The organism is Thomasclavelia saccharogumia DSM 17460 (assembly GCF_000686665.1).
GTDB classification, from domain to species: Bacteria; Bacillota_I; Bacilli_A; order Erysipelotrichales; family Coprobacillaceae; genus Thomasclavelia; species Thomasclavelia saccharogumia.
The window spans coordinates 25,513-36,223 of record NZ_JMLH01000029.1 but is presented as its reverse complement, the minus strand read 5'-3'; the positions used below and the strand labels follow the sequence as shown (position 1 = coordinate 36,223).

10 protein-coding genes are annotated in these 10,711 nt (G+C 30.1%); 9 read left to right on the top strand and 1 reads right to left on the bottom strand.

The window, feature by feature from the left end; translation table 11 throughout:
* From BR82_RS0108020 to rnc, 6 genes are all read left to right on the top strand, one after another.
* Positions 1 to 960: FIVAR domain-containing protein (locus tag BR82_RS0108020; protein WP_027089770.1), on the top strand; the 960-nt coding region annotated here is incomplete at its 5' end.
* A 148-nt stretch (positions 961 to 1,108) separates the two neighbouring features.
* Complete coding sequence (locus BR82_RS0108015) at positions 1,109 to 3,418, top strand: hypothetical protein (RefSeq protein WP_027089769.1); 2,310 nt, start codon at positions 1,109 to 1,111, stop codon at positions 3,416 to 3,418.
* Between the two features lie 287 nt (positions 3,419 to 3,705).
* Positions 3,706 to 4,011 (top strand): PTS sugar transporter subunit IIB, encoded by a 306-nt coding sequence (locus BR82_RS0108010; protein ID WP_027089768.1) that lies wholly within the window; start codon positions 3,706 to 3,708, stop codon positions 4,009 to 4,011.
* Between the two features lie 169 nt (positions 4,012 to 4,180).
* Positions 4,181 to 6,199, top strand: a complete 2,019-nt coding sequence (gene recG, locus BR82_RS0108005; RefSeq protein WP_027089767.1) for an ATP-dependent DNA helicase RecG — start codon at positions 4,181 to 4,183, stop codon at positions 6,197 to 6,199.
* 37 nt (positions 6,200 to 6,236) lie between these two features.
* Positions 6,237 to 7,211, top strand: coding sequence for a phosphate acyltransferase PlsX (gene plsX, locus BR82_RS0108000; RefSeq protein ID WP_027089766.1), 975 nt, complete (start codon positions 6,237 to 6,239; stop codon positions 7,209 to 7,211).
* Position 7,212: 1 nt separating this feature from the next.
* Positions 7,213 to 7,893, top strand: a complete 681-nt coding sequence (rnc, locus tag BR82_RS0107995; RefSeq protein ID WP_027089765.1) for a ribonuclease III — start codon at positions 7,213 to 7,215, stop codon at positions 7,891 to 7,893.
* A 67-nt stretch (positions 7,894 to 7,960) separates the two neighbouring features.
* Here the strand turns inward: rnc and BR82_RS0107990 are convergent, their stop codons facing one another.
* A complete protein-coding gene (locus BR82_RS0107990) occupies positions 7,961 to 8,611 on the bottom strand; it encodes an HAD family hydrolase (RefSeq protein WP_027089764.1) in 651 nt (216 codons plus the stop codon).
* Positions 8,612 to 8,723: 112 nt separating this feature from the next.
* Here BR82_RS0107990 and BR82_RS0107985 point away from each other — a divergent pair, with 112 nt between their 5' ends.
* Genes BR82_RS0107985 through BR82_RS0107975 form a run of 3 tightly spaced genes read left to right on the top strand, consistent with a single transcriptional unit; the run spans position 8,724 to position 10,708 of the window.
* Positions 8,724 to 9,059, top strand: coding sequence for a type II toxin-antitoxin system PemK/MazF family toxin (locus BR82_RS0107985; protein ID WP_024721640.1), 336 nt, complete (start codon positions 8,724 to 8,726; stop codon positions 9,057 to 9,059).
* Positions 9,060 to 9,112: 53 nt separating this feature from the next.
* Entirely contained in the window at positions 9,113 to 9,961 is an 849-nt protein-coding gene (locus tag BR82_RS0107980; protein WP_027089763.1) for a DUF975 family protein, read from the top strand.
* A gap of 12 nt (positions 9,962 to 9,973) precedes the next feature.
* Positions 9,974 to 10,708 (top strand): CPBP family intramembrane glutamic endopeptidase, encoded by a 735-nt coding sequence (locus tag BR82_RS0107975; protein ID WP_027089762.1) that lies wholly within the window; start codon positions 9,974 to 9,976, stop codon positions 10,706 to 10,708.
* The last annotated feature ends 3 nt before the right edge of the window (positions 10,709 to 10,711 follow it).

Sequence of the window (10,711 nt, the reverse complement as noted above, 5' to 3'; positions counted from 1 at the left end):
GTATATGAAGATGGTGTAAATGTGGCAATGAGTATAAAGGCACCAGAGGGAAGCAGTTATAAATTAACAGAAGTAAGCTATAAAGGAAACAGTTTAGTTGCCGGAACAGATTATAAATATGAAAACAATGTCTTAACAGTCTATAAGACAGCTGCTACAGGAATTGGGCAGTATACATTAACATATACAGATGAGTTATATGAAGATATGACAGCAAATGTTATTTTAACAGCAGGATATAACGAAGGAGACGTAAAACTAGTAAATAACAAATTAGTATTACCAGAAGGATTAGATGTAGCGACATATTTAAGCAGTATATCAGGAATCAGTGTAAATGGAAAAGCATTAAGAGGAAGTAATTTGGGAACGGTAGTATTTAATGAAGATGGAAGTATAAACTTTGATGCTGAAGTAAGTTTCCATGGAAATACGACAGTAGTCTTCCCAGATGCTGGTACAGAATATGAATTAGATGTTCAGTCAATCGGATATCCATCAGTATCTGGTATAGTAGTTTCACTAAAAGATGAGCCAGTTGATGAAATTGATACAGCAGCACTACAATCTATCATTGAAAAGGCAGAAGCATTAAAAGAAACAGATTATACTGCAGATAGCTGGTCAACACTTCAAATAGTTCTTGATGAAGCTAAAACAATTTTAGAAACAAAAGAATCTCAAGAATCAGTTGATAATATTGCAAAAGCATTACAAAGTGCAATTGATGCTTTAGCAAAAGCTGATAATAGTGATGATTTACCATCTAGTGATGTTACAAATAGCGGTAATTCATCAGCGCCTTCTCCAGATAACTCAGGTAACAAAACAGATTCAAATGATCTAAAAACGGGTGATCCAGCTAGTATTTGGGGATGGATGAGTCTAGCAATTTCTTCATTTGGAGCAAGTGGACTTACATGGAAAGTAAGAAAATCAAAACGAAATGAAGAAAAATAGTATACACGGATAAACTACCTAGATTTAGGTAGTTTATTTTGTTAGCTTTTTATAACAAAATATCATGTTTTTATTGACAATATGGGTAGGTAGTAATATACTTATTGTTAGCTTAAGCTAACTATAAAATAAATAGTGAGGATCGGATATGAAAAAAATTATACTTTCTTTATTTTTAGCTATGGTTGTGATGTTACAACCAGCTGCAAATATGACAAAAGTATATGCAGCTAATGATGAATATATTATTGATGATAACAGTTATAATTTAGATACTTATTTAGGCTGGTCCAATAATGCATCAATTATTAAAGTTAGTGCTAATTTAACAGGTGTTGGAACAACTACGATTGGCTCTAATGTTGAACAATTATTAGGATGGACAAAAAACTTTTTTGAAGATAAACCAATGCAAAGAACAATTAGAGATGTTCGTGGTGGAACGATGAAATTTGGTGCTAATAGTAATGTTCTTGTAAGAAATATTACATTTGATATTGATAGTGGGCTTTTAATTGAAGAAGGAGCAAATGTAGTATTCGAATCATGTATTTTTAGTCAAACAGTTATTAACAATGGAACAGCAACTTTTACTAATTGTACATTTGATACCGGAAAAATCGAAAACAACGGCTCAGCAATATATGCTGGAACAACTGTTGAACCAGAAAATGTTGGAAACGCAAAACCATCTTTTATTCCTTTAAATTTAACAATGTTATCAACATCTTTAAAAGATGGTGCTAAAGGGCAAGCATATTATGATTCTTTATCATATGAATTAACGGGAACAAACAGTGATCAAGCTTCATTAGAAATTAGTGTTTTGCCTAATACTAATGGATTAGAGGCAAGAGTTGTTGATAATAAAATTGAAATTACTGGAACACCAGAAAATATTGGAGATTATACTGTTAATATTAAAATAATATCTGATGATGAAAGAGATGTATCTATTGAAAAAACAGTACCTTTAAAAATTAATGACAAGTTATCATTAACATTAGAAGGTTCTTTAGATGCTGTAACTGTTGGACAAACAGGATATCAATGTTATTTAACTCCTTATGTAATAGAAGGAACTGATAAATCAGATTATTATGAATATCGAAATAAACATTCAGAAGCAAAATTATCTGTTTCTATTTCTCCAGAAGGAAGCGGAATGAATGTTATTAATATTAATGGTACGATTGCTGTTTCTGGAACGCCAGAAAAAGCTGGGGTATATATTGTTCAAGCTACATTAACTGATCGTGGACAAACTATAGTATCTAATCAATGTCAATTACGTATTTATGTAGATGATCAAACTTTACAACAACGTTTTGATGCTTTAGATCAAACAATTACTTCATGGGATATGGAACCATATGAAATTTCTAAATGTGCTGATAGTATCGTACCAGTTAATTTAACTCATATTTATGGTTCACATGAATCTGGTTTATATGGAATCATTGGTAATAATCAAGGATATGCTTTAGAAACTTTAACGATACCTGCAGGATGTTCTGTAACTATTGAAAACATGAAAATATATTCAAGTGTAAAAATTATTGTTGAAAAAGGCGGTAGTTTACATTTAAAAGACTCTGTTGCTTTTGGACCAGTTGAGGTTAATGGTGGAACGTTTACAATGTCACACTCTTCAGCATTGACAGATACTTTAACATTGAATGAAGGTAGTGTTTTAAAAGATGCTCAAATTATTTCAAATAGCCGCTATTTAACAGATGGTGCTAATAAACCAGATAATTTGAGTGTTGTAATTGTAAATGGAAAAGTAACTGTGTTAGGTACTAATACTATTCAAGGTGATGATGGCAGTGGCACATTACCAGGTCAAAATGCAATCTTGGTTAATGGAGAACTTATTATTGCAGAAAATGCTATTTTAACTGCTACTGGTGGAGGAGAAGAAGTTTTCTATCCATCAGTTCAAGGTGGTAATGGTGTTGTATTAAATGGCGGAACTATTTCTGGTTTAGGTACATTAATTGCTAATGGTGGTTATGGTCATTATGGTGATGGCGGTGATGGAATTACTGGTTATGGTAAGATAACAGTAGCTAATCTTGAAAGTAACGGTGGTGATAGTTTAGCTTTATCAGCAAATGATCGTAAAAAAGGTGGCGATGCTGTTAGTGAGAAAATAATAGTTACTACTAAAAATGTAAAGTTAACGGGAGGTAGTGGAATTCCTTCTGGAACTGCAAAGATAACTTTAACAACAGATCCTGATTCGATTAAACCTGATTTGAATCCAGCGCCTGAGCTAGGCAATAATGAACCAGGTACTACTGTATCTGGTGCTGGCAATAATAGATTAGGAAATTTAGTTGATAATCAAAATAGTACTGTTAAAACAGGTGATGATTTAGGGTTATGCAGTTATATTATTGCTTTATGTGTTTCATCAATTCTTTTAAAAAAGAAATTTTTAAAAACTAATTAGTAAAAACTAACCAATCGACAATTTAAGTTGATTGGTTTTTTATAAGTCTATCAAAAAAATGATTATTAATTTAAAGACGATATAATAAAATCAAGGATTTAAAAATAAATAAAAATTTCTTTTTATAGTTGATTGATGGTGGAAATGTACAAAATTAAATTCCAGTTTCATTTTACAACATGCATTAAATGATAATTATCTTTTTTTGTGATAAAAAAGTAGTATTTTTTGTTTCGTTGTGATAGAATCGTTGCATAATATAAAATAGTATGTATGGAGGTATAATTGTGTATAAAATTTTACTTTGCTGCATGTCAGGATTGACTACAACTATGCTTGTTAATGCGATGAAAAAAGAAGCGCATAGACAAAATATAAATGTGATGATCTGGACAGCAATTTCAAGTGCAATTGAGTTATTTTGGGCAGAGGCTGACTGTATTTTAATAGCACCACAAAATGCTGGAGATCTTGAAAAAATTCGCTCTATTGTTAAAAATTCTATTCCAGTTGCCGTAATTGAAGAAAAAGATCTTTTAGAGATGAATGGTGAGGTAGTATTGAAACAAGCTATTGAATTGATTGAAAAATAAGTTATTCTAAAGGATGACTTATTTTTATTATAGTTAAAAATATATTAATAAAAATAATCTAATGATTAAGTTGATATTATAGATAAAAATATTCTGATTGTTTGATCATAATAAAATGTTAGGAGTAGATATTTTTGAGTAAATAATATACAATATTCATGGTGATATTATGGCAAGACAAATTCCTTTACAGCAGATAAAGATAACTGAAAATAGAATTAAATTATTAAATGAAATGAGCATAAATAATCTTAGAGATCTGGTACTTCATTTTCCCTATCGCTATGAGTGTATTGAGGAAACACCTTTAATAAATAATGAAAAAGTTATTATTGAAGGTGTTTTAATTGAGGAACCAAAAGTCTTTTTTAAGGGAAGATTATCTAGGTTGACATTTCCTCTTCTTTATCAGCACGAAACTTATAAAATCACGATATTTAATCGTCATTTTATGAAAAAAAATATGACTAAAGGGATGATTTTGACAGTAATTGGTAAATATAATAGTGCTAATAACAGTATTGTGGCTAGTGATATTAAATTAAAGACTTTAGATGAAATTGCCGGAATCAGTCCTGTTTATTCATTAAAAGAGGGAATAACCCAAAAGTCATTTCAGAATTATGTAAAAAAAGCTTTAAAATTTTATCAGGGACACATACAAGATGAAATACCTAATTCTTTATTGATCAAACATCATTTAATTCATAAAGAATTAGCTTTAAATTTAATTCATTTTCCATCTAACAATAATGATATTAAAGAAGCTTCACGGCATTTAAAATACGAAGAATTTTTAAAATTTCAATTAACAATGCAATATATTAAGATCTCACATAAGAAAAATATTGGTATCAAGAAAAATTTTGATCAAAAAATATTAGAGCAGTTTATCGAAAAGCTTCCCTTTAAATTAACAGATGACCAAATAAAAGCGGTCGATGAAGTAATTAATGATTTAAAAAAAGATACGACGATGTATCGTTTTATTCAGGGTGATGTAGGAAGTGGTAAAACCGTAGTTGGTGCAATTGGATTGTATGCCAATTATTTAGCCGGATTTCAAGGTGCCATGATGGCACCCACGGAAATTTTAGCAACACAGCATTATCAATCATTAATAAAATTATTTAAAGAAACTAGTGTTAATATAGGTTTATTGACAGGACATTTGTCAACCAAAGAAAAACAAGCAATCTATCAAGATTTAAGAGACGGGAAAATAGATATTATTGTAGGAACACATGCATTATTTCAAGAAAAAGTAAATTATCATAATCTTGGTTTGGTAATAACAGATGAACAACATCGTTTTGGCGTAAATCAGCGTAAAGCATTGAAAGAAAAAGGTCAAAAAGTAGATTTTATGGTTATGTCAGCAACACCGATTCCGCGAACTTTAGCAATCAGTTTATATGGAGATATGGATGTTTCAACTATTAAAACAATGCCTAGCGGAAGAAAACCAGTTGTAACTGAGGTAATAAAATCGCATAGTATGAAGCCTATTTTAAATAAACTAAAAAATTATTTGGCTAGTGGCGGACAATGCTATGTTGTATGTCCCTTGGTTGATGAAAGTGAGGCTATTGATAGTCGTGATGCAACTAGTATTTACGAAGGAATGAAAGCTTATTTTAAAAATCATTATACAGTAGGGCTGCTTCATGGTAAAATGGATGATGAAACTAAAGAAAAAACAATGAATGATTTTAAAGCTAATCGAATTCAAATTTTAGTTTCAACAACAGTTATTGAAGTTGGCGTTGATGTTAGTAATGCCAATTGGATCGTGATTTATAATGCTGAACGTTTTGGATTAAGTCAACTACATCAATTAAGAGGCCGAGTTGGTCGAGGGCATAAACAAGGCTATTGTTATTTGTTGAGTAATTCTTCTAGTAAAGAAGCAATTGAAAGATTAGAGTTTTTGAAAAATTGTCATGATGGTTTTGAGGTGTCTTATTATGATTTGAAAATAAGGGGACCTGGTGAAATATTAGGAAATCAACAAAGTGGTCTACCAGCTTTTGCAATCGGAGATATTTTTAAAGATATTAATATTTTGGAAGTAACTAGAAAAGATGCTCAGGAATTATTAGAAAGTAAATCTAATGATGCAGCATATTTAAAATTAATTAATGAGATTGAAGAACAATTGATCAACAATAATAAATATATTGATTGATTTGTGTTATAATATGTACTAATATGAGGTGAAAAAGATGAAATTAGGAATAGATGCTATGAGTGGTGATTTGGGAAGTTCGATCGTTGTCGAAGCCTGTTTATCATTTCTTAGTAAAAATAAAACTGATGAGTTATATGTGGTAGGAAAAATAGAAGAATTAGAAGCTTTGAAACCCTATTCTCAGGTAACTTTAATTGATGCTCAAGAAGTATTAGAAATGACAGAAAATATTCTTGCAATTCGTAGAAAAAAAGAATCCAGCATGGTTAAAACAATGATGCTGGCAAGAAAAAATGAAGTTGATGCAGTACTGTCATGTGGAAATACGGGAGCTTATTATGCTAGTGCGATGCTATTTTTAAAACGTTTAGAAGGAGTAGAAAAATCTTGTTTAATGGCAATGTTACCGACATATAATGGTAAAGATGTAGCTATGCTTGATGTTGGTGCTAATTCTGAAAATACAGTCGAACAATTAAAATCATTTGCAATTATGGGCAATGTTTATGCTAAAAATGTGCGAAAAATCGATAATCCTAAAATAGCTTTATTAAATATCGGAAGTGAACATCATAAAGGTGATGAAATCCATCAAGAAACATATAAAATTTTAGAAAGTATGCAAGAAATTAATTTTATTGGCAATATTGAAGGTAAGGAAATCTTAGATGGCGAGGTGGATGTCATAGTTACTGACGGTTTTACTGGTAATGTTGCTTTGAAGACAACTGAAGGTGTAGCTAAAGTGTTAGTAAAAAGTTTAAAAGATGGTTTTATGTCTTCGACTCGTACTAAATTAGGTGCAGTAATGGCTAAACCAGCTTTAAAACAATTAATGACAAAATTTGATCCTAAAGCGGCTGGTGGGGCTTTGATGATGGGCTTTGTTAAACCGGTAATTAAAGCTCATGGTTCTAGTGATGCTGTTGCTTTTGAAAATGCTATAAATTTAGCTTTTGAAATGGTTTCAAGTAATGTAGTAGAAAAAATGAAAGAAGGATTGAAATAACGTGGAATTAAAACAATTTTTACAAATTATGGAGATACCTTATCATGAAATAGATATTTTTATCGAAGCTTTTACGCACCCTTCTTATGCAAATGAACATCGGTTAAAAAATCATGATTATGAACGATTAGAATTTTTAGGTGATGCGGTATTACAGTATCATGTTTCACGATATATTTACGATCTATATCCTGATTTACCCGAAGGACGTCTAACAAAGTTACGAGCTAAATTAGTTCGTGAAGAATCCTTGGCTCGTTTTGCAAGAGAGCTGGATTTAGGATCGTTGATTTTTTTAGGTGCTGGCGAATTAAATAATGGTGGACGTGATCGTGATAGCGTCCTGGCAGATATTTTTGAAGCTTTTATTGGTGCTGTTTGTTATGATTGTGGTCATGAATATGTGGAAAAAGTATTAAATAAGACAGTTTATAAACATGTTAAAGATGTTGATTATGATGAAATAACTGATTTTAAGACTAGACTTCAAGAACTGATTCAAGCTGATCAGCGAAAAACAGTTACTTATGATTTGATTTCAGCTACAGGACCTTCAAATAATCCTGTTTTTGAGATGGCTGTAAAAATGGATGATATGGTTTTAGGCATTGGTGTAGGATCTAGTAAAAAAAGAGCAGAGCAAAAGGCTGCTAAAGATGCTTTAGATAAACTTGCTAAATGATATATTCAAATTTATTATAAGTTGGTTTTTAACCAGCTTTTTATATTATTCAAATAAAAAAACCAAGTTAATCTTGGTTAAAAAAATCACGAACCTCTAACAAATCATTCATGATTTTATATGTCATTTTTACAAATTCAGGATCTGGATATTTTAGATCAGGAATACAAATTACTTTAATTTTTGCAAGATCGGCAGCTTTGATGCCAGCTTCAGAATCTTCGAGTACCAACGCTTCGTGTGGTTTTACATTTAATTTTTCACATGACTTTAAGAATACTTCAGGATCAGGTTTGCCTTTAGTTACTTCATCACCACAAATAGAATCATCAAAATATTGATTTAATTTTGCTAATTGAAGAATGCGATTTACCCGATAACGCTGGGAACTTGTGGCTACAATTGTTCTATAGTTATGAGTTTTTAAATATTCCAATAATTCAATCAGTCCTTTTTTTAATGGAACACCATCCTTTTCAAATATATCAGATATATATTGGTGAACTGCCTCAATCGTATCTTCGACATTAAAATCTTTACCATATGTATCATAAAACTGATTAAAAATGGCTATTAATGGTTTACCTAATAAAGTTTTATAAAAATCTAGTGACATCGTTAGTCCTTTTTTAGCTAAAACATGCTGATATCCTTCAAAAGTAACTCGCTCACTATCAATCATTAAACCATCCATATCAAAAATCACAGCTTTGATCATTATTATTACCTCCGTTAATTTTATCCTAACATAAAATGATCAGACAGTTAAATAATTTTTAAGTAATAAAAAATTATTTAGTTCATATATTGCACTAAAGGAGTTGTGAAATATGATACATAGAGGGGAAATCTATTATGCTGATTTATCACCAGTGATTGGAAGTGAACAAGGTGGTTATCGTCCAGTTGTTGTATTACAAAATAATAAAGGTAATCGTTATTCTACAACGATTATTGTAGCACCGATATCATCTAAATTAACAAAGAATCCATTGCCAACACATGTTATGGTAGAGAATAATTATTTAGAGAAAAAAAGTGTTATTTTATTGGAACAGATCAGAACGATCGATAAACAAAGAATAAGGGAGAAAGTTGGAATCATAGATGATAAAATAATGCAATTGATCAATCAAGCAATCAAGACTAGTTTAGATATTAAATAATTTTACATTTAGACTGCTTTTTTGTTATAATACGCTCAGGGAGGTAGATCTAAATGAATATTCGGGATATTAAAATAAAAGCTAGAAGTGTTTTGAAAGATCATAATAATATAATTTTTGTTTTTATTTTTATAAGTGTGATAACAACGGTTATAGATTATCTTGGTCAAACATTGAATGTGACAATACCATTTATCTCTTTGTTAGTATCAATAATAATGCTACCATTTTCTCATGGGAATGTTGTTACAGCTTTAAAAGCAGTAAATGAACGTGGTGATGAAGTTACAATTGAAAATGAAGGTTTAACAGGATTTAAAAGATTTAAAGAATTGTTTTTTACTTATTTTATTCAAATTGCTTTTTTAATAGTACTTGTTTTGCTGGCTACTTTGATATTATTTTTTATTGCTAAAATAACTATTGATGAAAATGTGTTTGATAATCTTGGATTATTATTAACCCAATCAAATCTTTATACTAGTGATCTTACTGCGGTTGTTGAAGATCCTGCTTTTATTGAAATAGCGGGAGCTTTAGGGGGATTTATAACAATAGAATTTGCTGCTATTTTGATTATTGCTGTATTATATAGTTTGACTTTTGCATTGACACCATATGTTTTAGAAAAATATAAGATTTATGGGGCTAAGGCGATGAGTGAATCTGCACGTTTGATGAAAAGATATAAAGGGACTTTGTTTGTCTTATATCTTTCATATTTAGGCTGGTTTTTATTAACAATCATAATAACAGCGATAATTCAAGTATTTTTACCAGTTACTCTAGTTTCTGATTTATTGGTTGCAGTGATAATGGTTTATTTATTTTCAGCTGAAATGCAGATCTGTCTTGCGGTATTATTTGAAGAAATTGATTTAGAGGATAAAAATATTATTTAATGGGGTGTTAGATTGAATTTAATAAAAGAAATAAAATTAAGTAGTCGGCAAAAGGCAATTGGAACAATTATTTTGTTTCCCTGGTATTTGTATTTTGCACCAAGTATTTTTAATTTTTTGATCAAATTATATACAGTATTTATAAGTAATGATGTTACTTCAGAATCAATCAATGTTTATTTTAATGTATTGATTGGTTTATCTACAGCAATATTATTATTAGTTGTATTTAAGGATTTTATAAAAAAGAATTGGGAAATATTTCGACAAGAGTTATTAGAAAATATTATTTGGATTTTAACGATTGGGATAATATCATCATATGTGCTTGGTTATATAGGTGAATTTATAGTTAATTTATTTTTATCAGCTGATGCTAGTGAAGCGACAAATCAAACATTTGTTGTTACTATGTTATCTTCAAATGTTTTGTTGATGACAGTTCATGCTGTTATTTTAGCACCAATAGTTGAAGAGTTATTTTTTAGAGGTCTTGTTTTTAACACTTTACGCCAAAAAAGTGCCTTTTGGGCACACTTGATTTCATCTTTTTTATTTGGATTATTACATGTTTATAGTTATATTTTAGCTGGTGATATGACAGAATGGCTGAAATTGATTCCTTATATGACAGCTGGTTTAGCATTTTCTTATGCTTATGAAAGAAGGCAAAATATTATTGCCCCTATCGTATTGCATAGTGTAAAGAATCTAATTGCTGTTATTTTGATTTATGTGATGTTATAGCAT